Source organism: Allobacillus halotolerans (genome assembly GCF_018967645.1).
GTDB lineage: Bacteria > Bacillota > Bacilli > Bacillales > Alkalibacillaceae > Allobacillus > Allobacillus halotolerans.
The window spans coordinates 70,519-97,018 of sequence record NZ_JAHLZF010000011.1 but is presented as its reverse complement, the minus strand read 5'-3'; the positions used below and the strand labels follow the sequence as shown (position 1 = coordinate 97,018).

Below are 26,500 nucleotides of genomic sequence, written 5' to 3'. Positions count from 1 at the left end.
GCGGCTTGACGCGTTTGTCGGGCGGTTCGACGCGTTTGTCGGACGGCTCGAGATTCCGCTGGGATAAATTAGATTTGGATAAAGAAAAAATCCGAACGATGATTCATAAATATATGAATCGGTTCGGATTTTATTAGTATAGTATTTCTCAAGGCGTTTGTCCCAATAGATTGATAGACTTTTATTTGTTTAATGCGATGACACTTTTGACAATGGCTAGTTTAACATGTTCATACGTGAGGCCGCCTTGAACATAGAGCGTATACGGTTCGCGTATCGGACCATCGGCAGTTAATTCAAGACTGGCTCCCTGAATGAAGGTACCTCCGGCCATAATGACATCATCTTCATAGCCTGGCATACTACTCGGCTCAGGTGTCACATAAGAATCGATTGGTGATTGCTTTTGAATCATTTGGGCAAATTGAATCATTTCCTCTGCACGATGAAATGAAATTGACTGAATGAGGTCTGTCCGAGCATCATTCGCGGTTGGTTCTGTTTTATACCCATGATCACTCAACAGCTGTGATGTAAAATATGCCCCTTTCAAAGCTTCGCCGACAACATGCGGGGCCAAGAAAAACCCTTGGAACATTTCATGCAGACTATAGAGGCTTGCCCCAGTTTCTTTACCTAATCCTGGAGCAACCAACCAGTTTGCACATTTATTGACTAACTTTTCTTTTCCGACAATGTAACCGCCTGTCTTTGCAATTCCGGCGCCTGGATTTTTGATTAACGAGCCAGCCATCAAGTCTGCTCCTACTTCACTTGGCTCGTAAGTTTCCACGAATTCACCGTAGCAATTGTCGATGAATATAATTGCATCTGGTTTGATTTTACGAACCTCGTCAATCATTTCTTTAATTTCCATCACAGTAAATGAAGGACGGTCAGCGTATCCTTTTGACCGCTGGATTGCGACCATTTTTGTACGATCATTAATCGATTCTTCAAGATTTGAAAAATCAACACTGCCGGTATCTGTTAATGGCAATTCATTGTATAAAATGCCATAGTCACGTAAAGAGCCATCGACATTCTCTTCAATTCCAATGACATCTTCAAGCGTATCGTATGGCCTTCCCGTCAAATAAAGTAATTCATCCCCCGGCCTCAGGACACCAAACAGGCATGTGGTGATTGCATGGGTTCCTGAAACAATTTGCGGGCGCACTAATGCGTCTTCTGTGCGAAAAACGGTTGCGTACAACTCTTCTAATTTTTCTCGACCGATATCATCATACCCATAACCTGTCGATGGCGTGAAGTGAGATTCACTCACGTGAACTTGTTGAAAAGCATTCAATACTTTTTCTTGATTTGTCGTAACAATTTCTTGAACTTGCGAAAATTGTTTTGTTAATGATTGTTCTGTTTGTTGAATCATTTGCTGTATCTGTTTATTCATTTTCATTCGCTCGCTTTTTCATTTCGTTATAAATAGGTGAATTTGGGTCAGCATATCCGTCAACAAGGTATTGTTCTTGCTCTTCATCGAAATGTTCATCTTGCACCATTGTTTCTTGTTTTAGTCGATGAAGCAACGTTCCCTCATCTTTTGGAACAGCTACTTTATATTGATTCCACTCTTCTTTTAATGTAGATTCAATTTTTTGTAACAATCGTTGTAAATCGTCTGAATTTTTGGCACTGATGACGGCGTTCGGAGATGAATAAGGCGTAAACTCTTCTGATAGTAGATCTGCTTTATTATAAACCGTCAACATCGGAATTTTTTCTGCTCCCAAGTCTTCTAAAATCGAGTAAACTGTTTTTTCTTGTTCAATCGCTCGGTCATTCGAAGCATCTACCACATGTAAGATAAAATCAGCTTCCAATACTTCTTCCAAAGTAGACCGAAAAGCTGCGACTAATGTTGTCGGTAGATCTTGAATGAAACCGACGGTGTCGGAGATTAATGCTTGGAAACCGCTGGATAAGTGCAGCCTTCTTGTCATTGGATCCAGTGTAGCAAAGAGTTTATCTTCTTCAAACGAAACACTGTTTGTCAGTCGATTAAATAAAGTAGATTTTCCTGCGTTCGTATAACCGACAATCGATATTTGGAAAGCCGAATTCTTTTTTCGTCGTTCACGATATTGGCTTCGCTGCTTAACCACTTGCTTCAACTGTTTCTTAATATCATTGATGCGACTTTGTATATGTCTGCGGTCCGTTTCAAGTTTTGTTTCACCAGGTCCTCTTGTCCCAATACCGCCTCCCAAGCGAGAGAGCGCACGACCTTGTCCATGTAGTCTCGGAAGCAAATACTCCAATTGAGCCAGTTCGACTTGGAGTTTCCCTTCTTTCGTATTCGCACGCATAGCAAAAATATCTAAAATTAACTGCGTTCGATCGATGACAGATATGTCCCAGTGTTTGTTTAAGTTTCTGATTTGAGACGGAGATAACTCACCATTCATAATGGCAAGCTCAATCTCATTTTCTTCAATATATTGCTTGATCTCTTCTACTTTTCCAGTACCGATATACAATGCGTTGTGTATTTTTTCTCGCTTTTGCGTAAATACGTCAACAATTTCTGCATTCACCGTATCGGCTAGTGCACGTAATTCATTCAATGATGTCAGAAATGTATCGTCTGATTCCTTTTGGGTTTGACAGCCGATCAATATGACACGTTCTCGTTCACTCATGCAAAAACTCCTTTAGCTTGTTCGTCCTTACACTTATCCTTCCCTATTATAACCAGATTGCTCAAAGAATTCATCTTTTGCTATTGAGTCTTACAGATCATGATGAATAGGAATGATTTTTGAAAGCTTGGTTGAAATTCGTTTTTTCATTGTAAAGTGACAGGCAAAACAAAAAGCCCACCAACAAACTGGTAGGCTCTTAGGTTCAACAACAAACGATATTATGAGTCCAAATCAACATTTTTCGATGGGGCAAACGTAGAAATCGCATGCTTGAAAATTAATTGTTGTTTCCCATCTGTCTCAATTAAAACAGTGAAATTATCAAATGATTTAATCACACCTCTTAATTGGAACCCGTTCATTAAGATGACGGTAAGAAAGACTTTTTCCTTTCTTAATTTGTTCAAATACGTATCTTGTAAGTTTGTTGTATTTGCCATTGTAAAATTCCTCCTCTTTCTATCTACTACTTTTAACTATTCTCTCCATTTTGAAGAAATCCTTCTAAATCAGCCAAAATTGTTTTAAAGTTTTCTTCTGGACGTCTTGGATTAATTTCATACCAATGAATCGCAGGTAACTTATTTCGGAAATAGGTTAATTGCCGCTTTGCAAAACGCCTCGTGTTCCGCTGGATGAGCTCGATGGCTCTTTGTTTATCATACTCACCCTGCAAGTAAGGAATTACTTCTTTATATCCAATTCCTTTCATCGGCTGAATTTCTGCGCCATATCGATCATATAATTGTTCAATTTCTTCAAATAAGCCTTGGTCGACCATGTCAAGTACGCGTTGATTAATGCGTTCATATAAAAGCGGACGATCCATAGTGAGTCCGATGATATAAGAATCATAGTGCGAGGTGTCTAATTGTTCTTGTTCATAGTCAGACAACGGCTTTCCTGTTGCTTCATAAACTTCCAATGCTCTAATGACTCTTCGTATATTGTGTGGATGTATTTTCCTTGCTTGCTCTGGATCGACTTCTTGCAATTGTTTGTAAAAAGGTTCAATTCCATTTTGTTCGATTTGTTCAAGCAACCTGTCACTGTATTGATGGTCACGCTTCACACTGGAAAAATTAAAGTCATATAATGCTGCTTGTACATAAAAACCTGTACCACCAACAAGTACGGGTATTTTCTGCTTGTCATGAATCTCTTGTACCTTTTGCTTCACATCTTGTTTGAAGTCGGAAGCAGAGTACTCCGCGTTCGGTTCCAGGAAGTCGATCAGGTGATGAGGTATACCTTCTTGTTCTTCTAATGTAGCTTTCGCAGAACCAATATCAAATTCTTTATAAATTTGAATGGAATCACCATTAATGACTTCTCCGCCGACTTGCTTACTAATTTCGATCCCTAGTTTTGTTTTACCAACAGCCGTTGGACCAACCACACTAATGATTTTTGGTTTCATACAAGTTCTCTCCAGTCATTCTTACATAATCCGTTTGAACATGCGTTGAATTTCGTAATCACTGAAATGAACGATGACCGGACGGCCATGTGGGCAAGTGAACGGATCATTACATCCACCCAGTTCTTCGAGTAAGTATTCCATCTCTTGGTGACTTAAGTTGTGATTCGCTTTAATCGATCGTTTACACGACATGAGGATGGCCGCTTCTTCCCTTATTTTCACTAAGTCGATCGTTTTCTCATTAATGAGTTCATCGACCATATCGCGAAGAATTCCTTCTTCCTCACCTGCCGGGAACCAACTCGGATAGGAACGAACCAAAAAGGACTGGTCCCCAAAAGGCTCTAAAAACAATCCAATGGCTTGGAGTTGTTCTTGGTGTTGTTCAATGGTTGTTGCTTCTTGGTTGGTAAATTCAAAATGCAACGGAACAGCAAGCTGCTGTGTCTCTTGTTCGGGATTACCTAGCTTCTCTTTGTAAAATTCATATTTAATCCGCTCTTGAGCAGCATGTTGGTCGATCATATAGAGTCCTTCTTCATTTTGAGCCAAAATATAGGTACCCCTTAGCTGACCAATCGGATACAACCGTGGTAACCGAGTATTCGTTGGCTCTTCTACATGCTGCAATGTTTCTTCCACATTCGCTTGCCTTTCAATGTCTTCAATCGGTGGCTCTGCTACCTGCTGAACAGGCACTTGTTCACTGCTCTTTTCATCCATTTGATTCGTATGATTACTTTCTCGCGGTGTAAAATCACTCCACTTTTCTGGTACAGGTTCATTTCTTTTGATATAAGAAAAATCCAGAGCCGTTTGTTCAGATTTCACCTTTTCTTTCTTTGACACATCCGGGATTAATCGTTGGGCGTGCATCAGATTATAGACCGCTTGCTTGACTACATCGAAAAGCTCTTTTTCTTTACTGAAACGAACTTCCGTTTTTGCTGGATGAACATTCACATCAATCAAATATGGATCCATATCTATTTTAAGAATGACGACAGGAAATCGTCCAATCGGAAGTAATGTATGATAGCCTTCTAATATCGCTTTATTGATCGTGTAATTTTTGATATATCGACCGTTCACAATCAATGTCATATAATTTCGATTGGATCGTGTGACTTCCGGTTTGGCGGCATAGCCCCTAATTGTGTAATCCAATGACTCTTCTTCTAGAGAAAGCATTTGTTGAGCTACATTTTTTCCGTAAATTTGTTGAATGACTTGAAGTAACTTTTTATTTCCTGGTGAAAAAAAGATACGTTTGCCATTGTGGTGACATTCAAAACGAATCTCATCATGCGCGAGCGCCATCCGATTCACTAGGTCCATGATATGTCCGATTTCAGTATGGACTGTTTTCAGATACTTTAAACGGGCGGGTGTATTATAAAATAGATTCTCAACGGTTATTTCCGTCCCACGCCGCTTTGTATGCTTTTGTTTCTCTATGATCTCTCCGCCATGAATTTTCATTTCCGTTCCACTTTGATCACCCGTAGACGTACGAATCGTCAAATGGCTGACTGAAGCAATACTTGCAAGCGCTTCTCCACGAAATCCTAATGTTTTTACACGGAATAATTGTTGCTCATTTTTAATTTTACTTGTTGCATGACGAAAGAAAGCCTTCTCAGTATCTTCCTCCGTCATTCCCTCTCCATCGTCTGTCACCCGAATTAACTGTAATCCCGCTTCATCCAGTTCGATTTTAATCCAACTACTACCTGCATCAATAGAATTTTCGATAAGCTCTTTGACAACAGAAGAAGGTCTTTCTACGACTTCCCCTGCAGCAATCTTATTCGATAATTCATCCGGTAGCTGTACAATTTTATTCATCGTCTCCTCCTTTCTACTCTAGGTTTTCTTTTAATTGATAAAGTAAATTCATGGCATCCATCGGTGTCATCTTCATTAAATTGGCTTCTTTCAATCGGTCAATGACTTCAACATTTGCTGTAACTGGGAGTGTTCCTTGATCTTCTTCGAAAAGTGTCAGCTGTTTTTGCGGTTTCTCTTCTCTTAAAACACTAGTCGCTTCAAATGATTCAAGTAATTGATAAGCTCGTTGAATAATATCTTCCGGCAAGTCGGCTAGCTTGGCAACGTGAATCCCGTAACTCTTGTCTGCTTTACCTTCCTTGATATGGTGAAGAAAGACCACTTCCCCGTCTTCTTCATCCACTTCAACATGAACATTCCGTAACCTTGATAAACTCTTATCTAAACTTGTCAGCTCATGATAGTGCGTAGAGAATAGTGTTTTAGCACCAACTTGTTGATGAATATATTCAACAATCGATTGGGCGAGCGCCATTCCATCATACGTACTTGTCCCACGCCCGATCTCATCCAGTAGAATAAAACTTCTTTCCGTTGCATGGCGAACGGCATGTTCTGCTTCCATCATCTCAACCATAAACGTACTTTGTCCGGAAACGAGATCATCAGCGGCTCCGATTCGCGTGAAGATTTGATCGAATACAGGCATTTCCGCTTCAGTCGCAGGAACAAAACAGCCGACTTGGTTCATAATAATCATTAAAGCAACTTGGCGCATATACGTACTTTTTCCGGCCATGTTCGGACCTGTAATTAAAAGTATGTCCGTCGATTCATCCATTTGAATGTCATTTGGTACAAACATTTCTTTCATGACTTGTTCGACGACTGGGTGGCGTCCTTCGCGAATACGAAGTTGCTGCTCATCATTCAACACAGGTTTTGTATAGTTATTTTCTTCACTCACCATCGCAAAACTTAATAGGCAATCAATTTTACTAATTTGTTCTGCCAGCGTTTGAAGTGCAGGAATATAAGATTTGATTTGATCACGAAGTTCGAGGAAAAGCTCATATTCCAACGTTGTGCTTTTTTCTTGCGCTTCCAAGATCATTCGCTCTTTTTCTTTCAATTCAGGCGTCACAAATCGTTCAGCGTTCGCCAACGTTTGCTTGCGTTCGTAACGACCTTCAGCAAGATGTGCCAGATTTGCTCTTGTCACTTCAATATAGTAACCGAAAACTTTATTAAATCCGACTTTCAATGACTTAATCCCTGTTTCTTCTCGTTCTTTTGCTTCAAGTTCAGCAATCCAACTCTTACCGTTTCGGTTCACTTCACGATATTCATCCAACTGCTTATGGTAACCATCTTTAATCAGGTTTCCTTCTGTAATGAGAACAGGTGGATTTTCTGCTAGTGCAGAGTCTAAAATCTCGAAAATTTCTTGGTAAGACTCTACTTCAGACAGTAATGATGATACAGAAGGATGATCAAACAAATTCAATAATTGTTTGATCTGCGGTAATGCACCGAGTGAACGTTTCAGCTGTAACAAATCACGCGCGTTTACATTACCGTATGAAATTCTTCCGGCCAAGCGTTCGAGATCATAAACATTTTTTAATGATTCCCGGAGTTCATCGCGTTCCATAAAGTGCTCCATCATCGTATGGACTTGTTGATGACGCTCAGCAATTTGGCCTTTTGAAAGCAATGGGCGGTCAATCCACTTTTTTAACATTCTAGAACCCATCGCCGTTATCGTTTTATCTAAAACAGATAGCAATGTTCCCTTTTTGCTTTGATCTCGTAAGGATTCAATCAGTTCTAAGTTTCGCTTAGAATACAAGTCAAGCTTCATGTAATCATTTAACTCAATGAATTGAACTGCTTGCAAATGAGCTAGAAACCGTTTTTGTGAACGGAAAATATATTGAAATAAATACCCGAACCCATGAACCAAGCGAGTATCTTCAAGTCCCGTCACTAGTTTCTGAAATTCTTTTGGTATTTGATTGTCATGCTCAGACGATAACGTCACATCTAAATAATGCGTCAATGTTTCTTTTAAATCCTCTGGAAAATCTGTCGGTAAAACGACTTCTTTTACTGGACGATTATACAGTTCTCCAATGACATCCTTAATATTGCCATTTACCTTACTGACAAAGGACTCACCAGTGGAAAGATCAACATAAGAAACAATGAAGTCATCTTCGAAAAGATACAGCGAGGCCAAGTAATTATTCTCGTTTTCCTTCAACATATTTCCTTCCATAATGGTACCAGGAGTGATGACTTGAATGACTTCTCGTTTCACCACACCTTTCGCCATTTTAGGATCTTCCACTTGCTCACAAATGGCTACTTTATAACCTCGGTCGACTAACGTTTTTATGTAATTTTCAGCAGAATGATAAGGAACACCGCACATTGGAATCTTTTCTTCTTGTCCTCCAACCCGTTGAGTAAGTGTAATTTCCAGTTCCTTCGCTGCTTTTAATGCGTCATCAAAAAATAGTTCGTAAAAATCTCCTAGACGAAAAAATAGAAATTCATCTTTATATTCGGATTTAATATTCAGATATTGTTGCATCATCGGTGTATATGTTGTCATTCTTACGTCCCCCAATTGCTTAACTGTCTCTTATTATAGCATAGTGGAATTCGAATCTTCAGCAACTGAATCAATGAAAAAAATAACAGACTGACCATTATGATCAGTCTGCTTGTGATAGAATCGGCCATTAATCGTTCACTTCAATATCTGCTAATTCGGACTCTAAGTCATCAAAGTCTACTTCATTTTCATCAAAGCCTTCTGGTTCGATTTTTGCCCAGACCTTCGTTTCACCGATGAGATCAACGACAAACTCTCTTTCCAAATCTACTTTGATTTGATTTCCTTTTTCAGCAATCTCACATTCTAACGTATTTGGCTGCTTTGTTGCTCTTGCAATAACGTCGAAATCATCACTGATTGTATTACGATCTTTCATTGCAATTGGTACTTTATCAACGTATTGTTTTCGCTCAGTAATGACACCCGTTTTCGTATTATTGCTGTAAGAGTACCATACGTTAATATCATATGAACCACTCACTTCTACAATATGTCCCCGTTTACGTGCTTCGTATTGGTGGTTAATGACCCAGCAACCAAGGATACTGTTCGGTCTATAATTGGGTGAACACATATGAGAGGTTTCACTGAATTTTTTTCCTTTGCCGCAAACAGCCTTCGTGATAATTTCACGATATTCACGATCACTCATTAACATTCCTCCTCCTTTAATCAAGCCACTTTATCTTATGCTGCCTGGGTGTTTGTTGTGATTCTTGTTAAGGTTTAGGCTATTGTTCTTTTATAATTATGACAATGCCTAAGAAAAGGTGATTTAAAGGAAGAGAAATTTATATGAACGACGAATCCAATTAAAAGAACAGCTTAAATGCAATGATGGTGAACCGTTAGTCGATAATCGAAAAGTTTCGAAGTTTCCAGGGTTTGTTCTTCGATTGGCTACCTTGCTCAGACAGTTGTCCGCTGATCGTAATTGATTCTCCACGTTCATATTTTTTATGTTCAATCTCAAATGGGCGAGCAATCGAATGAGCTTCAAACATGAAAGGCAACAAATCATTTTGAATTGACTGCATGCCCTCCCAATCTTCCACGTCATCATCTCCACTGTAAATCATAAACTCGGTATCCCCTGAGGTAAATAAATCTGAGCCACTTTGTACAACCACACCTCGCCATTCGACTGACTCATTGTACAGAAAGCGGTCGAACGTATCCTGGTGAATGTCCTCATCTAAAGAATAAAAATGCTCAGTAAACGTATCAAAACGATTCAGCTTTTGATTTCTGAATGATTCAACAAAAACTTGTTGCTCTGCAGACATGTAATAACCTTTATGTAAACCCTCAACAGCCTCCCGGGCCTCCAAAACCTTTTGGACACCATCGATTTCAGAGCTAAATCCAGATACAAACACACCGATATTTTCTTTTGTCACCGCAAATGGAATCTCTTCAAACTGCTCAGTATATTTAGGTTCTTTAAATTCAAAAATGGTTATATCACCAATACGGACAGCTTCTGTGATTCCTTGATAATTTTCCGTATAGTTAGTCGTCACATCTTCGTCTTCTCCGTCCAATAAATTCGAGTCATTTAACCACTGATACACATTTTCCAATTGATATACTTGGGTGTCTTTTTCAGTTGAAGGATCATTATCAGAAGTACAGGCACCCATCAAGAGAACAACTAACAAACTAATGATGACGATTCGATAATTCATGCGTACATCCTTTCTCGGTAAGAGAATTTGACGAGTGTTCATCTTCCAATTACTTCAGAATTTTAATTAAGAAAAAAGTAGTTCAAATTAGAAGCACTCGTTAAAGTTGCTTCTAACTGAACTACTCGAATAAGAAACTAGCTAATGCTAAAATTAATTACGATTAGCTTCACATGCATGCACATCTTCATCAGACTCGCCAACAATTTCATTCGTCACTTCATCTGCAATTGTTTTTGTCACACGTTGCAAAATGTCATTGACGACAACTTGAGAGTCTTTAAATTCTTGAACGATCGGGATTTCATCCAATTCTTTTTGATAGCGATCCAATTCAGCTTCAACTTGCTCAAGTGCACCATGTTTATCATAGTGTTGCAAATTAACGGCTTGTTTTTGTAATGCTTTGATTTTCGCAATATGAGCTTGGACCTTTTTATTTTCGTTTATTTTAATTTCTAATTGTCTGAAGCGATCGATCTCTTCGATTTTTGAAAGCTTTTTCGCTAACTCTTGTGCTTCTTCAATTACTTGTTTTCTTGTATATTCTGCCATTTAAATCACCTCTACTTGTTCACTCGCTGCTTTTTCTACCATTGTACCATCAAGTGACCAAGTTTTCGTATTTGTTATTTTAACTTCAACGATTTCTCCAATAGCCGATTTTGGTCCCTCGAAATTGACGAGTTTCCCTCTTTCTGTATAACCCGCTAAGACTTCATCGTTCTTTTTACTCGTGCCTTCTACAAGTACTTTTACTGTTTTATCTTGATATTTCTCCATCGCTTTAAGTGAATATTCATTAACGATTGCATTCAAACGTTGTAGACGTTCTTTTTTCTCATCCATAGAAATTTTATCATCGATTCTGGCAGAAGGTGTTCCTTCACGTGGTGAATAAATAAACGTGTATGCACCTTCAAATCCGACCTCATGGTAGAGAGAAAGCGTTTCTTCAAATTGTTCATTCGTCTCATTCGGAAAACCAACGATAATATCGGTTGTCAATGCTGCATTCGGAATTGTTTCTTTAATTTTTCGCACCAATTCCAAATAGTTTTCACGGGTATAACGACGTGCCATGACACGTAAAATGTCTGAGCTTCCTGATTGAACAGGTAGGTGGATATAAGGCATTAAATTGCCGCCTTTAGCCAACACTTCAATTAATCGATCATCAAAATCACGTGGATGGGAAGTGGTAAACTTCACGCGTGGAATATCGATTTTACGAATTTCATCCATCAGGTCGCCTAGACCGTAATCGATATCCAAATCTTTGCCATAAGCGTTAACGTTTTGGCCCAGCAATGTAACTTCCTTGTACCCTTGTGCGGCTAAATGGCGAATTTCTTGAATAATATCTTCTGGACGTCGGCTCCGCTCTTTACCACGCGTATAAGGCACAATGCAATACGTACAAAACTTATCACAACCATACATGATATTTACCCAAGCTTTGATTTTTCCGTGACGTCGTTTTGGCATGTTTTCAATAATGTCGCCTTCTTTAGACCACACTTCGACAACCATTTCCTTACTCATATAAGCATTTTGAACAAGTTGTGGTAGACGATGAATATTATGCGTACCGAAAATCAAGTCCACGTATTGGTATTTTTTAAGAATCTTGTTAACGACAGACTCCTCTTGTGACATACATCCGCATACACCAATAATTAAATCCGGGTTTTCCATTTTCAATGGTTTGAGGTGACCGATTTCACCAAAAACCTTATTTTCAGCATTTTCCCGGATTGCACAAGTATTCAGCAAGATGATATCCGCTTCTTTTGTTTCTGTCGTTGCCTCAAATCCCATTTCTGTCAAAATTCCTGACATGACTTCTGTGTCATGTTCATTCATTTGACAGCCATATGTACGGATCAGAAATTTACGCCCTTCACCGATACTTGCTAATTCTTCTGGAATTTCAAAATCATCATGGTATTGGACTTCTTTCTTCAGCCGTTTTTTGGCTTTTTTCATATTTGGTGGTTCATAGGTCGCTTCAAAATATTTCATAAAATCATCTGAAGTTTTTTCTTTTATACGCGACAAGTTATCCTGCTCATTCTTTTCGGCAGGATCGACTGGATTCACTTGATTCAGCTCTTTTCGCTGTTTTTCATTCATAATGAATCTCCTTTCAATAAAAAATCTATCTCAACGAACTTATATGGTCATTCGTACATGTTAACAGTATATCGACTTTATCTTATTTTAACAACACAATCATGACAGTTACAAAGGAAATGTGAGAAAATCGACACATTTATCATCTCATAATTAAAACTGGCATTGAAATATAGTTTCAATGCCAGTCAGTGATTCAAATAATTTCGTACTATCTTTTAATTATCTAGGTTCTACAATTAACTTGATTGCTGTTCGTTCTTCTTGGTCAATCATGATGTCTGTAAAGGCTGGTATACAAATTAAGTCAACGCCACTAGGAGCGACAAATCCTCTTGCAATGGCTACTGCTTTCACAGCTTGATTCAATGCTCCGGCACCAATTGCTTGAATTTCTGCTGAACCTCGTTCACGAAGCACGTTTGCTAAAGCACCTGCTACAGAGTTTGGATTCGATTTTGCTGAAACTTTGAGTATTTCCATTACTAGTTCCTCCTTCATCAGCTAAATTGATTTCATCACTAATCTATTCATCATGACTGGAACCTATTACATTAATTATGAATCACTTGTCCGAAAAATTCAAATATTCAACTAAATTTAATATGGTCATCATTAATCAGTATTCGCTTTATACGCTTAGCTATACCCGTTGATTCTTCAACTGAAACGATGACTCCACTGAGAACAGTTCGATTGGTTTCCGGTACTTCAAAGCGGACAGGTAAGGATGTTCTGAATCTTCTAATAACAGATTCGATTTCTGTCCCTATCACACTGTCATAAGGACCCGTCATACCGACATCGGTAATGAAAGCAGTACCCTTAGGCAATATTCGTTCATCTGATGTTTGGACATGGGTATGTGTGCCAACCACACAACTCACACGACCATCTAGATACCAACCAAAAGCCTGTTTTTCACTCGTCGCTTCCGCATGAAAATCGACGAATATAATTGAAGTTCGTTTTTTAGCCTTCTCAATTAGCGTATCAATCACTTGAAATGGGTCGTCCAATGGAGGTAAAAAAGTTCGTCCTTGGATATTAATGACTGCAACTACCTTGTCATGAATGTTCATAAATCGCATACCAATTCCAGGTGTTCCTGTTGGGTAATTTGCAGGTCGAACAATCCGATCGGCATCATCAATAAAATCGAATATCTCTTTTTTATCGAACGTATGGTTACCCATCGTGATCATATCCGCGCCCCACTCAAGGAAGTTATGGTAGATGGGTTTCGTAAGACCCTTACCGTGAGCCGCGTTTTCTCCATTCACAATAGTTAAATCTGCTTTGTATTCTTTCTTTAAATTAGGTAAATGTTCTTTTAATGCTGTTCGTCCTGGTTTGCCAACAACATCACCGATAAACAAAATGTTCATTTTCAATTTCCTTTCTACCGTTCAATACATTTATCGTTGCATAATCTGATTAGTGAGTCAAAAGATTGATAGGTGTGATTTATGTACTACACCTAGACGTTTTTCAATGTAATCATCATTAAGGTTAAAAAATGCCAAAAGCGCTGAACTTTCGTCAGTCTTTTGGCATTTTGCTTATTTTGCGTATTCAACAACGCGTGTTTCACGGATGACTGTTACTTTGATGTGACCTGGATACTCCAGACCTTCTTCGATCTGTTTACGAATCTCTCTTGCTAATTGAATAGCTGTTGCATCATCGATATCATCTGGGCGGACCATAATTCGAACTTCACGTCCAGCCTGAATGGCAAATGATTTTTCGACACCTTCATAAGAATCGGCAATCGATTCTAATTTTTCAAGTCGTTTAATATAGTTTTCCAACGACTCACTTCTTGCTCCTGGGCGAGCAGCTGATAGAGCATCAGCAGCAGCCACTAATACGGAAATGATGCTTGTCGGTTCCTCATCACCATGGTGAGATGCAATCGCATTGATGACAACAGGGTGTTCTTTATACTTCTGAGCGATTTCCTTACCAATTTCAACGTGACTGCCTTCTACTTCATGATCCACGGCTTTTCCGATATCATGCAATAAACCAGCTCGTCTGGCAAGTTGCTCGTCTTCACCAAGCTCTGCGGCTAGAAGTCCTGATAAATAGGCTACTTCTAATGAGTGCTTTAAGACGTTCTGACCATAACTTGTACGGTAGTTTAATCGGCCGATGATTTTGATGAGATCAGGATGTATTCCATGTGCACCAATTTCGAACGTAGCCTCTTCACCAACCTCACGGATATAGTCATCGACTTCGCGGCGGGATTTCTCCACCATCTCTTCAATTCGAGCTGGGTGGATTCTTCCGTCCTGAACGAGATTTTCAAGCGCTATGCGCGCAATTTCTCTGCGTACTGGGTCGAAGCCAGATAATATTACCGCTTCTGGTGTATCATCAATAATTAGGTCAATACCAGTCAATGTTTCCAAAGTACGGATATTTCGTCCTTCCCTACCAATGATTCGTCCTTTCATTTCATCATTAGGCAAGTTGACGACAGACACAGTCGTTTCCGATACATGATCTGCTGCACAGCGCTGGATTGCTAAGGAGAGCAGCTCTTTTGCTTTCTTATCCGCTTGCTCCTTGGCTTTCGTTTCTTCACGTTTAATCAATAATGCCGTTTCATGCGCCATTTCTTTTTCTACTCGATCAAGAATGATTTGACGTGCTTCTTCTTCCGTAAAGCCTGAAATACGTTCCAGTTCTTTCTGCTGTTCAGCAACCATTTCTTCCACTTTGCTTTCCGCTTTATTAAGTTGTTGTTGTTTTTCTGTCAAGGATTCTTCTTTTTCTTCTAACATCAGCTCACGTTTATCCAAAGTTTCACTTTTACGATCAAGGGTTTCTTCCTTGAGCATCAGACGATTCTCTTGTTTCTGGATTTCTGAACGTCTTTCGCGTAACTCTTGTTCTTGCTCTTGACGCAATTGGTGATTTTCGTCTTTCGCTTCTAACAGCGCTTCACGTTTCGCTGATTCTGCGTTCCGCTCACCTTCTTCGACAATTTGTTTAGCAAGCTCTTCAGCACTAGAAATTTTCGCTTCTGCAATCTTCTTACGAATAAGATACCCAACAACAGTACCGACAACTAAAGCAAGCAAAATGGAGATGATAATGATCGGTAAACTATCCATACGTTCACCTCCTCTTGCTATTCATTTTTTTCAATTGATCCAATTGTTTTGTTTCAGTCGGTAATGTACAATCTTGTCATCATTTTTTGACTTAAAAAATGAAAATTATACACTTTCATTTTAAGCCTGTCCATAAATCATGTCAAGGAAACCTCCGAAATCGTACAACAATTTCGACAAAAGATTTTGTGATTTCTTTAGTTCAACAAAATCAATTGTTTGTAATTGAGTTCAATCCTTCACTTTTATCGATATGGTTTTCCCTAAAAAAGACAAAAAAAGTAGTTCAATTGAAGGGCAAATTGAAGGTTTGCACACTAAAACTGAACTACTTTATATTAAAGAACAGCTTCTTTTCGTTTATTCTTACACTAAATTAGGATGACTAGTTTAAATCTAGCTCTTCCTGATCTTCTGCTTGTTCCTCATCAGGTTCTTTGCCAGATATATTGTAGGCATCTCGTAATTCATCATACACGCTTTCATAGATATCTGGATTATCCAAGAAGAATTGTTTCGCATTTTCTCTACCTTGTCCAAGTTTCTCGCCTTGATAAGAATACCATGACCCGCTTTTCTCGACGATATCTTGATCCGTTCCTAAATCAAGGACTTCTCCTTCTTTAGAAATTCCTTTTCCATACATAATATCCACTTCAGCTTGACGGAATGGTGGGGCTACCTTATTCTTAACGACTTTAAGACGCGTTTTGTTCCCGACCATTTCATTACCTTGTTTCAACGTTTCAGCCCGTCGAACTTCTAATCGAACAGAAGAATAGAATTTTAATGCCCGTCCACCAGGTGTTGTTTCAGGATTTCCGAACATTACGCCTACTTTTTCACGAATTTGGTTAATGAATATCGCTGTCGTTTTCGACTTATTGATTGCACCGGAAAGCTTTCTTAATGCCTGGGACATTAAACGAGCTTGAAGACCGACGTGCGCATCGCCCATCTCTCCCTCAATTTCAGCTTTCGGTACCAAAGCAGCAACGGAGTCAATGACAACAATATCGATTGCTCCACTACGGACTAATGCCTCAGCAATCTCAAGTGCTTGTTCACCTGTATCTGGTTGTGATAATAATAATTCATCAATATCTACACCTAGATTCTTCGCATAGACAGGATCAAGCGCGTGCTCCGCATCGATAAATGCTGCTTGTCCTCCCTGCTTTTGTGCTTCTGCAATCGCATGCAAAGCAACAGTTGTTTTACCAGAAGATTCTGGACCATAGATTTCAACAATTCTTCCGCGTGGATAACCGCCAACACCAAGTGCAATATCTAAACTTAGTGAACCAGAAGATACCGTTGAAACTCTCTGTCCTTCACTTTCGCCTAATTTCATGATGGAACCTTTACCAAATTGCTTCTCTATTTGCTTTAAAGCCATATCAAGTGCTTGTTTACGCTCACTCATTAATTTTCCCCCTTCATTTAACTAACTCTATCATACTATGATTTTAGCATTTTGCCAACAAAAAAGCGAATATCTGTTCTGCCGTTTTCTCCTAGAGAAAACATGGTTATCTGTAGGAGAAAACGGCGTTTTCTAGTTGGGGTAATTGATTTTTATATAGTTTAGAAAAAATTTTAAACCTTGCTTCGTCGCTTGTTGTCGAATTTCATTTCGCTTACCGGTCAAGTTTAATTTTTCACAAAGAGTCGGCCCTTCTTTACTGGAAACAGCTATGAAAACAGTTCCGTTTGAATGACCATCGACAGGTTCATTTCCAGCAACACCTGTAAAGCTAATGGACAAGTCTGAACCCATTAACACTCTTGATCTCTCTGCCATCGAACGAGCACATTCCTCACTGACAGCTCCAAAACGTTCTAAAATTTCTTTTGGAATGTTAACAACATGCTGCTTGACTTCATTCGTATAAGATACGACCGCACCTCGAAAAACGTCTGATGCACCCGATTCAGAAACGATTTGAGATGCAAAAAGTCCACCTGTAATACTTTCGCAAGCTGAGAATGTCAGCTGTTTGTCGCGTAATTTTCCAATGAGCTGTCTTTCCAACGTGTTCGGTCGATCGCCGACGTAGTAATTTGAAACACGAGATAGGATTTGTTCCTGTAAACGATCCAGTAACTGATCGGCTTCTTCTTTTGAAACACTTTTTGCTGTCAACCGAATCGTAACATGGCCATCACCAGCAAGTGGTGCAATCGTTGGATTTGATTGCTCACGAATAAGGTCGATTAATTCGGATTCAATAGTCGATTCGCCAATCCCTTGAAAATTCAACTCACGACTATACAGTTGATATTGCAAGAAATCACGTGCATACAAGTCAGGAATTAGACGGTGATTGACAAGCCATTTCATTTCCGTAGGTACCCCGGGTAGGAAATACCATACGGTTTCTTCGTGTCGGTAACATAAGCCCGGAGCCATGCCAACTTCATTTTGAAAAACAGTAGCACCCGAAAATGAAAGGGCTTGTTTTCGATTGTTTTCCGTCATTTTCATTTCACGTTTCTGATAGAAATCCTCTATCTTTTTCATCGTATCTAAGTCGGTTTCCAGCGAACAACCGAATAGGTCACAAGCTGCATCACGTGTTAAATCATCATCTGTCGGTCCGAGGCCTCCAGTGACGATTACAAGATCTGATCGGCTTTGAGCGAGTTTGAAGGCTTCATATAACCGTTTTCGATTATCACCAATTGTTTGACGATGGTAAACGTTTAAACCAAGTGTCGCCATCTTTTCCGACAACCAAGTTGCATTCGTGTCATCAATCTGGCCAAGTAGCAATTCTGTGCCAACGGATATAATTTCACATGTTTTTTCGTGACTCATTTAGAATCCCTCATTACATGCCAGTTTTTCATGAAATACTCCACCCCGGAGAGAACGGTAACGAAAGCGGCCAAATATAGAAGTATGGTTCCGATGGGAAAATCCAAATAAGAGAAAGGAAAATGATGAAGCAATAAAAAGGCTGTTGCACTAATTTGCAATACCGTTTTCAACTTTCCCATATTACTTGCAGCAAGCACAATTCCTTCACCGGCTGCCACTAAACGAAGACCGGTTACTGCAAATTCACGGCTGATAATCAAGATGACCAACCATGCCTCAGCCATTCCTAACTCGACTAAACAAATCAAAGCCGCCGAAACTAGTAATTTGTCAGCTAATGGGTCTAAAAATTTCCCTAAGTTTGTAATCAAATTATATTTACGGGCGTAATATCCATCGACCCAATCTGTGACTGAGGCAATGATAAATAAGATCCCAGCCAACATGTGTGATAAAGGAAGGGACATTGCACCTATTGAATATGTACTCCAATCAAATGGCACAACAAGCAAAATAATGAATAATGGAATCATAAAAATTCGTGAAAGCGTAATTTTATTAGGTATATTCATACAATCTTCCTCCAAGTTTGTTTCTTCTATATTTAATTATAAAAAAGGAATCCTTTGCTTTAGGCAAAGGATCGAACGTTAATCACGATAAGCTTACGATGCTGAAGGTTCCCAGAGTATGTGGATTTTTTGATGGACTTCTTCATTTGCATCGATTGGATAATCAAATTCAACACCATTGATGGATAGGTTAACGACAGAAGCTTTACCGATATTCAGCTCGACAAGATTCGACCCAGATGCATCTATTGTTAACGGCGAATCATCAGATGTGTAAACTCGTTCATCTCCATACTTTTCAACTACTTGTCCATCTTCTAACCCGTGAACCCATAAATATGTTTCACCATCAATTTCAAATTCAAGCTCCAAATTTTCCGCTTCAGTCAAACGAACTGTCGTCAATGGCGTTGCTGCATCCTCATCTACTTCTTCGACAGAAAGGCTAGGCTGCTCTGTCTTTTCAGGTTGTTCCTCATTTCCATCTCCTGATTGGTCGGATGACTCATCACCATCTGTCGTGTCTTTGTCGGCAGATTCATCAGTTGATTTTTCTTCCTCCGTGTCAGGGGCTATAATTTCCGAACCTTCTTCACTTCCTGTAGAATCTTCATCCTTCGTTAAGGCGGGATGGATATAATTCACATACGAATACCAAATGCCAAAAATAATTCCAATCACCAGAACAAATACCAATAACTTTGGGAGAAAAGAAAAAAAGGCATTATTACCACTTCTGGAATCTTTTCGTGAAGGTGTAGAAACATATTCATACGACACATCATCCGTCTGAGGCAGTTCATTTTTATGTTCTTCTAACAGCGAAGTGGAATCGATTCCTAGAACTTCAGCATATTCACGTATAAAAGCACGCACATAAAAATTTCCCGGCATTTTACTCCAATCATTTTCTTCGATTGCGGTTAAGTAACGGGTCTGAATTTTCGTTTCACTTTTTACTTCTTCAAGCGAAATACCCTGATTTAACCGTTCTTCTTGTAATCTTTTACCGATTTCCATAGCTATCCACCGTCCACTTTAAAAGTCAAACATTGAAAATTCATCACTTTGATCAGGTTCAAGACTTTTGTAAGTGATCTCTTGATCGGTATCACTTCGCAATTCAATAAAATAATCAAAGTCATCCAATGTGTAATCCGATTGCTGTACAAATATATCCGGGTGTTCAACAACTTTCACCGCAGGTATTTGCATCACTTCACGTAATACTCTCCAGTGATCCTCACCAAATTGCTTTGCTGAAACAACTCCGTCAATAATAAAAACATTATCCGTAGAATACTCATCCTTCATCAATTTAGTACGTACAGTTTGCTTTAACAACGTACTGGAAAGAAACAACCATCTCTTATTGGCAGAAACACTTGCTGCGACAATGGATTCCGTTTTACCGACACGCGGCATACCACGAATTCCAATAAGCACATGGCCACCTTTGTTAAACAGTTCAGCCATGAAGTCAACAAGCACACCTAATTCATCACGAACAAAGCGAAACGTTTTTTTGTCATCCGAATCACTTTTTATGTATCTGCCATGCATGACGGCTAGTTTATCACGAAGTTTCGGTCGTCTAAGTTTACGTACTTCAATCGTTTCCATAATATCCAGAATGATGCGTAAACGCTTGATTTGTCGATCATCTCTACTTAGTAGGAGCATACCACGGCGAGCATCTTCAACACCATTAATCATAATAATGTTAATGGAAAGCATTCCCATCAAGGATGCAATATCACCGAGTAAACCAGGTCGATTATGCAAAATTTCATATTCAAAATACCAATCTTTTCGATCGTCCGTCATCTCTAAACACCCTTTTTCCCCAGGTAATCAAGAAGTACACTATCTATTATCATAAATTATTTTAGCAACTAGATAAAGCATATTAATAATATTCCCTCTTTATTTTTAAAAAAACTTTCAATTTCACTTCTTTCGCCCTAGTACATGTACTTTTTTATCATGGAATTTTCTATGTGGATCAATCTTTTTTAATTAAAGAGTTGTGATATTTTAAGATTGTTTTTAGGTGTGCAGTTTGTGTTTGTTGGAATACGTTCAGCGATTCTCATAATTTGCTATTGAATCATAGTTGTATAGTTCAGTTGAACAGGTCTTCGATATGAAGGCTTCTCCGTAAAGCCTTGTACTGTTTTACTCACTATATAATTGTACGCATGATTGGCTGGTTACCTACCAAATACCCGATCTATTCAACCGAAATTCGAATCTCACTTCCGATCCGGGTGATTAGGCGCTCTCTATTCGACCGGGATTTGAATCTCACTTCCGATTCGGGTGATTAGATGCTCTCTATTCGACCGAAGTTTGACTCTCGCTTCTGGTCCGGGTGATTAGATGCTCTCTATTCAACCGAAATTTGACCTTCGCTTCTGGTCCAGGTGATTAGGCGTCGTCCATTCAACCGAATTCAGACTCTCGTTTCCAACCCCGGCATCGAGACTCTTATAACAACGTTTGTGTTCTTCACAGATAACGAGTACTCTAATTGATCAAATTGATTCAAGTACAGGTAAATTACAAAAGAATGATTAACCCTTACTATTCTTTATAAAAAACCCGAAAAATGACTAGGATATCATTTTCCGGGCTAGTGGGTTGTTTATTGATTTTGAACTAGCTTTACCATCATGCTAGCCATCGTACGTCTTTCTTCTTCGGAAGCAACATTCCAAAGGTCACGAAGAATTGCTTCTTCATCGTTTTTTGCATCAACTTTAGATGCTAAGTGCTCACCTATTTCGTAAGCTAGGTTGTTGATGGTATCTTGTTGCATTCCTTTATCCTGCGCTTGATTAAGACGGTCACCTAAGAAATCCTTCCATTGATCGAAGTTATCCATTATGGACATGGTTCATCCTCCTTTACTATTCTTCACCTATATTTTCTACGGAAGATGAAACCTTATACATGAAAATTATTTATAAACCTCCACTTAATCGAAGGACTTGTCCATGGACATACTTGCTTTCACTCGAAAAAAGGAAGCGGATTAAGTTTGCTACATCTTTTGGTTGACCAGCCCGTTGTAAAGGCACTTGATTTGTCCACTCTTCCTGGTCTTCCACTGGAATAAGTTTATTCATTTTCGTATCAATTAAGCCAGGTGTCACGGCATTCACTCGGATTTTTGAAGGCCCTACTTCTTTTGCGATGGACTTCATCCATGCAATTTGGGCGCCTTTCATCGCCGCATAAACCGATTCATTACTCGCACCTAATTCGCCCCAAATTGAGGAGATCACCACGATATTACCTTCTTTACGAGCAATCATTTGAGGTATAAAGGCTTTCGCGATCAACATCGTTGATTTCACATGTATCTTATATTGCTCATCCATCTTTTCAGCTGACGATTCTGTTAATAGCTCATGATAACTACGACCTTGAGCAAACAATATACCGTATATTTGAAATGGGATGGATTCGATTAATTGATGAATTTCTGTTTCATCCGTGAGATTTGCCTGAACACTCATAATGACTTGATCTTCATCTAATAAAGACATGGTTTTCTCGATCGCTTCATTATTTTCGTGGTAATGCAGGATAAATTGTCTTGAAGGATGAGCCAAGCTATGAATGGCTTCTTGAGCCAAATCACTGCTCGCTCCAATAACAAGAACAGTTTCTCTCATCATTATTCCTCTTCCGGTAAGATCATACAAACGGTCATTTGGTCCTCATCAATCCATCCGTCAATTACTTCTTTCATATCGTCTCTTGTCAAGTTCTCCAATGTCTCGAAAATATTTCGATAATCGACAGAAAGATCATGATAGTGAATGATTTGGTTAGCTGTACCCTCTAATTCATTGAAGTCACGAATTAATTCACCGTATTTTCTTTTTTTCATTCTGGCAAACTCTTCCTCTGACACGGTTGTATTTTTTAAGTTCAACAACATGTCGATGACACGTTCACTGAATTCTTCTGGTTTAAGTGTTCTTCCGCCAATCATTGTCACTCCGAATGATTTTTCCATATACGCCTCAAGACGTAAGGTTTCCATGACTAACCCTTCATTGTATAGCTCTTCAAAATACTTTCCGCTTTTAGAGAAATACAAATCCATCACAAGTTCACGGACAAGCTCATTCTTCAGTAATTCATTCGTTTGAAGCTGTTCTTTTTTATCTTTGATTCCGACCATACATTTAGGTGTTTGTACAGGCATATGGATGACTTCTTTTTTCTTGAAAACCGGATCTTTTTCATCACCGTAGTCCCGTTTTATTTCCTCAATCGGTGCAAATTCTTTCTTTGCTTGGTTGTTTCTGACTAATTCAGCCATCTCTTGTAAAGAAAAGTTCCCGATGACAAAGAGAGACATGTTCGATGGATGATAAAATGTTTCATAACATAAATATAAGTCGTCATGGGTAATCGTGTAGATTGAGTCTACTGTTCCCGCGATATCGATTCGTACCGGATGTTTTTCAAACATGGATTGGAGCGTTCCAAAGAATAAACGCCAATCTGACTGGTCATCATACATCCGGATTTCTTGTTCAATAATTCCTTTTTCTTTTTCCACCGTTTGTTCAGTGAAGTAAGGATCTTGGACAAAATCGAGCAAGGTTTCAACATTTCGTTCCTCATCTTCCGTACTGGAAAATAAATAGGCTGTTTGAGTAAATGACGTAAATGCGTTAGCTGAAGCCCCTCGCTCTGAAAAGTGCTGAAATACATCGCCATCTTCTTTTTCAAACATCTTATGCTCTAAGAAATGGGCAATCCCATCAGGCACTTGAGTGAACTCATCACTGTTTAATGGCGTGAATTTTTGATCGATTGACCCGTAATTGGTCGAGAAAATAGCGAACGTTTTTTCAAAATCTTCTTTAGGATAATAAAAGACCGTTAACCCATTCGGCAATGTCTCTTGATAGATTGTTTCATTGATTCGAGGTATATTCAGTTCTTTCATACTTCTTCCCCTCCATTCTCAGCAGTCAAAAAGTAAACCGTGTCTAATTGGATTTGTTTTGAAACGGCAACAACATCTTCTTTCGTAACAGATTGAATGGCTTCAGCGATGGCTTGTGGATCTTCAGACTTCCCACCGATCACTTGCTGGTGAAACAATTCGATGATTCCTGTTGAACGATCTAATGTTTCTTTCAACTGGTTGGTGATTGCTTTTTTGGTCTGATCGATCTCTTTGTCTGTAATTTCACCTTCACTGATTGCCTGATGCTGTGCTTCAATAATCTCTCTCGCTTGTTCATATTTTTCAGGGGCAATCCCACTGAAAACAAACAACAGACCTTTATTGCTTTCGAAGCGGGAAGCAGCATAATAAGCCAAAGAATGTTTTTCTCGAACGTTCAAGAATAACTTGGAATGAGGATAACCACCAAAGATTCCATTGAAAACTTGAAGAGCAGGGAAATTGTCGTCAGAAAAATGAACACCTGTGCGAAAGCCCATATGAAGCTTTGCTTGCTGAATTTTTTGTTTTTCTGTAATGGTATCTACTTTTTCCGGCAAGATTGGTTCTGAACGAACAATTGATAATCGTGGGTTTCTTGTAAACGTAAGATTTTCCTCGATATCTTTTTCCATCTGTTCGTTGTTAAAATCACCTACTGCGAAAACATCCAAGCGATCCTCTGTGAGCATCTGTTGATAAGTTTCATATAAGCTTTTTCCATCTAACTGCGGAAGGTCCTCTAAATAGCCATGTGAATGAATGCCAAATGCTTCGTCTTCACACATTTCATCGATTAAACGCATATTGGCATACTGCATTTTTTCATCAATGATCGATTGGATTTTATTTTTTAATGTGTCTTTTTCTTTCTCAACCAATGTTTCATCGAACGCCTGATCTTTAGCCTTGGGCTTGGTAAGTACATCACTCAAAAATTGAAGCCCTTCCTTGGTTAGCGTCTCTTCATCTTTAATGAATTTTTCATTTGGTATGTCCAATACAAAAGTAACAATGTGATTTTCACCTTTTTTGGCTCCGTAAATGCTGAATTTAGCGCCGTACAGTTCGTCAAGCTGCTGTCGTAACGCTCTTTCCGTCGGATATTTTTCTGTACCTTTCTGTAAAACAAACGGAAGAAGTGCACGTTCTGTAATATTCTCACGCTTCAGTGGACGTGTGAATTTTAATGCAATCGTATTTGTTTTAAATTTTTTCGTATCAATTAAATGAATTGAATAATTGTCTTTTTTGATGGTTTGTTCTGTTACCTGCGACATATACATCCTCCTTTATCCTTCATAACCTATAGTTTACATGAAACAATCGTTTCATACTACACGGGCGATTTGCAAAGGATTTGTCATGTATATTTCGCCGAAACGAATTTGTTGGTACGGAAAGTTTTGCTTGTTGGTCATTTTATTTTTTTGTTGAAGTCCGTTGTTGATGATTCATGATCAGTTTCTCCACGATTTATCGGCGGCTTTGCTTGGGTTTTCGACGGCTTCACCTGGTTTTTCGATGGCTTCTCTCCGTTTTTCGATGGCTTCTCTCCGTTTTTCGGCGGCTTCGCTTGCGTTTTCGATGGCTTCGCCCAGTTATTCGGCGGCTTCATATGGTTGATCGTCGGAGCACTTTACCTATAGGACGTATGCGAATTAAAAATCAACACGAATCTATTTTTTATTTCGGTCTGCATAAACGCTCATCGCAGTACACATGAATTCGGCCAAGCCTTCACCGAATTGGTCAATGTTTTTCGTAAATCGTTCATCATTCACGTACATTTGGCCTAAGCCCTTAAATGCATCAAGCGAATAGTTTCCTATTTTATTCAAATATTGAAACCATTCTTGGATTCGTTCTTGAACCTCTTCTGAATCGGGTGACAGATGGCGAACTTCAGCCAACCGACGAAAAATTTCATTAAACCTTTCTTGGTCAAAGGTAGTCATGTTTTTTGTTTTTTCATTTGCTTGATCGACTGCTTTGTCACCCCACTTTTCTCTAGCTTCTTCTTCATATGGATTATGGCTAAAGTCAAAGCCTTTGAACTTTTCCTCATTTGTCATCGTTATGTCTCCTTTCGAATGTTGAATGGTTTTTTCAATGGTCCAGATCATTTGATCAATTCGCTTTCTTTTTTCTAAAAGCATTTGATGTTGTTTCGTTAAAGCTTCTTGCCGATTGAATGTTGGACTTTCCATGATTTCTTTGATTTTCTTTAAAGAAAAACCAAGCTCTTTAAAAAATAAAATTTGCTGCAGATGTTCAAGATTTTTTTCAGAATATATTCGATAACCCGCTTGCGTCATATCCTCAGGGATCAATAAGCCAATTTCATCATAATGATGGAGTGTACGTACACTGATGCCCACTAAATCAGCAACTTCTTTCACTTTCATTTCGAGATTCTCCCTTCATCCATAACTATAAAGCATCTCGTTACGTGAGGGTCAATAATTATTCTGTGAAGTTAGATGAAAAAATAAATGAGTTATCTAAGTCAATTGAGGCTGAGACGAAATGATAATGACGATGGGCGTATATTGAAGGTTTGCAGATTAACCCTGAAGGTTTGCGAATTAACCCTGAAGCACAGCGGATTAACCCTGAAGATTCACAAATTAACCCTGAAGTCTTGCAGATAAACCCTGAAGCTCCG

The 26,500-nt window shown here is 39.0% G+C and carries 24 protein-coding genes; all 24 read right to left on the bottom strand.

What is annotated here, in order from left to right; translation table 11 throughout:
* Positions 1 to 181: 181 nt before the first annotated feature.
* The 24 genes from KQ486_RS08805 to KQ486_RS08690 all read right to left on the bottom strand — a co-directional run bounded on the left by KQ486_RS08805 (position 182) and on the right by KQ486_RS08690 (position 26,240).
* Positions 182 to 1,414, bottom strand: a complete 1,233-nt coding sequence (locus KQ486_RS08805) for a methionine gamma-lyase family protein (protein WP_216687403.1) — start codon at positions 1,412 to 1,414, stop codon at positions 182 to 184.
* Complete coding sequence (gene hflX, locus KQ486_RS08800) at positions 1,407 to 2,663, bottom strand: GTPase HflX (protein ID WP_216687402.1); 1,257 nt, start codon at positions 2,661 to 2,663, stop codon at positions 1,407 to 1,409. Before hflX ends, KQ486_RS08805 begins: the two co-directional genes overlap by 8 nt.
* A gap of 221 nt (positions 2,664 to 2,884) precedes the next feature.
* Positions 2,885 to 3,106 (bottom strand): RNA chaperone Hfq, encoded by a 222-nt coding sequence (hfq, locus tag KQ486_RS08795; RefSeq protein ID WP_144159167.1) that lies wholly within the window; start codon positions 3,104 to 3,106, stop codon positions 2,885 to 2,887.
* 32 nt (positions 3,107 to 3,138) lie between these two features.
* Positions 3,139 to 4,086: a tRNA (adenosine(37)-N6)-dimethylallyltransferase MiaA gene (miaA, locus tag KQ486_RS08790; protein ID WP_216687401.1), complete on the bottom strand. Its 948-nt coding sequence runs from the start codon at positions 4,084 to 4,086 to the stop codon at positions 3,139 to 3,141.
* 21 nt (positions 4,087 to 4,107) lie between these two features.
* Complete coding sequence (mutL, locus tag KQ486_RS08785) at positions 4,108 to 5,937, bottom strand: DNA mismatch repair endonuclease MutL (protein ID WP_216687400.1); 1,830 nt, start codon at positions 5,935 to 5,937, stop codon at positions 4,108 to 4,110.
* 13 nt (positions 5,938 to 5,950) lie between these two features.
* Positions 5,951 to 8,500 (bottom strand): DNA mismatch repair protein MutS, encoded by a 2,550-nt coding sequence (gene mutS, locus KQ486_RS08780; protein ID WP_216687399.1) that lies wholly within the window; start codon positions 8,498 to 8,500, stop codon positions 5,951 to 5,953.
* Between the two features lie 130 nt (positions 8,501 to 8,630).
* Entirely contained in the window at positions 8,631 to 9,158 is a 528-nt protein-coding gene (gene cotE, locus KQ486_RS08775) for an outer spore coat protein CotE (protein ID WP_216687398.1), read from the bottom strand.
* A 196-nt stretch (positions 9,159 to 9,354) separates the two neighbouring features.
* The gene (locus tag KQ486_RS08770; protein WP_216687397.1) at positions 9,355 to 10,194 is read right to left on the bottom strand and encodes a hypothetical protein; all 840 of its coding nucleotides are present in this window, start codon (positions 10,192 to 10,194) and stop codon (positions 9,355 to 9,357) included.
* Between the two features lie 153 nt (positions 10,195 to 10,347).
* On the bottom strand, positions 10,348 to 10,749 hold the full coding sequence (locus tag KQ486_RS08765) for a YlbF/YmcA family competence regulator (protein WP_144159185.1): 402 nt from the start codon (positions 10,747 to 10,749) through the stop codon (positions 10,348 to 10,350).
* Entirely contained in the window at positions 10,750 to 12,333 is a 1,584-nt protein-coding gene (gene miaB / locus KQ486_RS08760) for a tRNA (N6-isopentenyl adenosine(37)-C2)-methylthiotransferase MiaB (protein WP_370512018.1), read from the bottom strand.
* Positions 12,334 to 12,552: 219 nt separating this feature from the next.
* Positions 12,553 to 12,813: a stage V sporulation protein SpoVS gene (gene spoVS, locus KQ486_RS08755; protein WP_093855602.1), complete on the bottom strand. Its 261-nt coding sequence runs from the start codon at positions 12,811 to 12,813 to the stop codon at positions 12,553 to 12,555.
* A 107-nt stretch (positions 12,814 to 12,920) separates the two neighbouring features.
* Positions 12,921 to 13,718, bottom strand: coding sequence for a TIGR00282 family metallophosphoesterase (locus KQ486_RS08750; RefSeq protein ID WP_144160147.1), 798 nt, complete (start codon positions 13,716 to 13,718; stop codon positions 12,921 to 12,923).
* Positions 13,719 to 13,892: 174 nt separating this feature from the next.
* On the bottom strand, positions 13,893 to 15,458 hold the full coding sequence (rny, locus tag KQ486_RS08745; protein ID WP_216687396.1) for a ribonuclease Y: 1,566 nt from the start codon (positions 15,456 to 15,458) through the stop codon (positions 13,893 to 13,895).
* 385 nt (positions 15,459 to 15,843) lie between these two features.
* Positions 15,844 to 16,884, bottom strand: coding sequence for a recombinase RecA (recA, locus tag KQ486_RS08740; RefSeq protein WP_144159194.1), 1,041 nt, complete (start codon positions 16,882 to 16,884; stop codon positions 15,844 to 15,846).
* Between the two features lie 132 nt (positions 16,885 to 17,016).
* A complete protein-coding gene (locus KQ486_RS08735; protein ID WP_216687395.1) occupies positions 17,017 to 18,279 on the bottom strand; it encodes a competence/damage-inducible protein A in 1,263 nt (420 codons plus the stop codon).
* The gene (gene pgsA, locus KQ486_RS08730; RefSeq protein WP_144159201.1) at positions 18,276 to 18,854 is read right to left on the bottom strand and encodes a CDP-diacylglycerol--glycerol-3-phosphate 3-phosphatidyltransferase; all 579 of its coding nucleotides are present in this window, start codon (positions 18,852 to 18,854) and stop codon (positions 18,276 to 18,278) included. The genes KQ486_RS08735 and pgsA overlap by 4 nt, the downstream gene beginning before the upstream one ends.
* A 93-nt stretch (positions 18,855 to 18,947) precedes the next feature.
* Positions 18,948 to 19,874, bottom strand: a complete 927-nt coding sequence (locus KQ486_RS08725) for a helix-turn-helix domain-containing protein (protein WP_144159204.1) — start codon at positions 19,872 to 19,874, stop codon at positions 18,948 to 18,950.
* 18 nt (positions 19,875 to 19,892) lie between these two features.
* Complete coding sequence (locus KQ486_RS08720) at positions 19,893 to 20,681, bottom strand: YmfK family protein (protein WP_144159207.1); 789 nt, start codon at positions 20,679 to 20,681, stop codon at positions 19,893 to 19,895.
* Positions 20,682 to 21,501: 820 nt separating this feature from the next.
* Positions 21,502 to 21,750, bottom strand: coding sequence for a DUF3243 domain-containing protein (locus tag KQ486_RS08715; protein WP_144159210.1), 249 nt, complete (start codon positions 21,748 to 21,750; stop codon positions 21,502 to 21,504).
* A 70-nt stretch (positions 21,751 to 21,820) separates the two neighbouring features.
* Entirely contained in the window at positions 21,821 to 22,537 is a 717-nt protein-coding gene (gene ymfI / locus KQ486_RS08710) for an elongation factor P 5-aminopentanone reductase (protein ID WP_216687394.1), read from the bottom strand.
* 2 nt (positions 22,538 to 22,539) lie between these two features.
* Entirely contained in the window at positions 22,540 to 23,829 is a 1,290-nt protein-coding gene (gene yfmH / locus KQ486_RS08705; RefSeq protein WP_216687393.1) for an EF-P 5-aminopentanol modification-associated protein YfmH, read from the bottom strand.
* Entirely contained in the window at positions 23,826 to 25,112 is a 1,287-nt protein-coding gene (yfmF, locus tag KQ486_RS08700; RefSeq protein WP_144159219.1) for an EF-P 5-aminopentanol modification-associated protein YfmF, read from the bottom strand. Before yfmF ends, yfmH begins: the two co-directional genes overlap by 4 nt.
* Before the next feature lie 137 nt (positions 25,113 to 25,249).
* Positions 25,250 to 25,450, bottom strand: a complete 201-nt coding sequence (locus KQ486_RS08695) for a hypothetical protein (protein ID WP_144159222.1) — start codon at positions 25,448 to 25,450, stop codon at positions 25,250 to 25,252.
* A gap of 61 nt (positions 25,451 to 25,511) precedes the next feature.
* Entirely contained in the window at positions 25,512 to 26,240 is a 729-nt protein-coding gene (locus KQ486_RS08690; protein ID WP_144159224.1) for a MerR family transcriptional regulator, read from the bottom strand.
* Positions 26,241 to 26,500 lie beyond the last annotated feature (260 nt).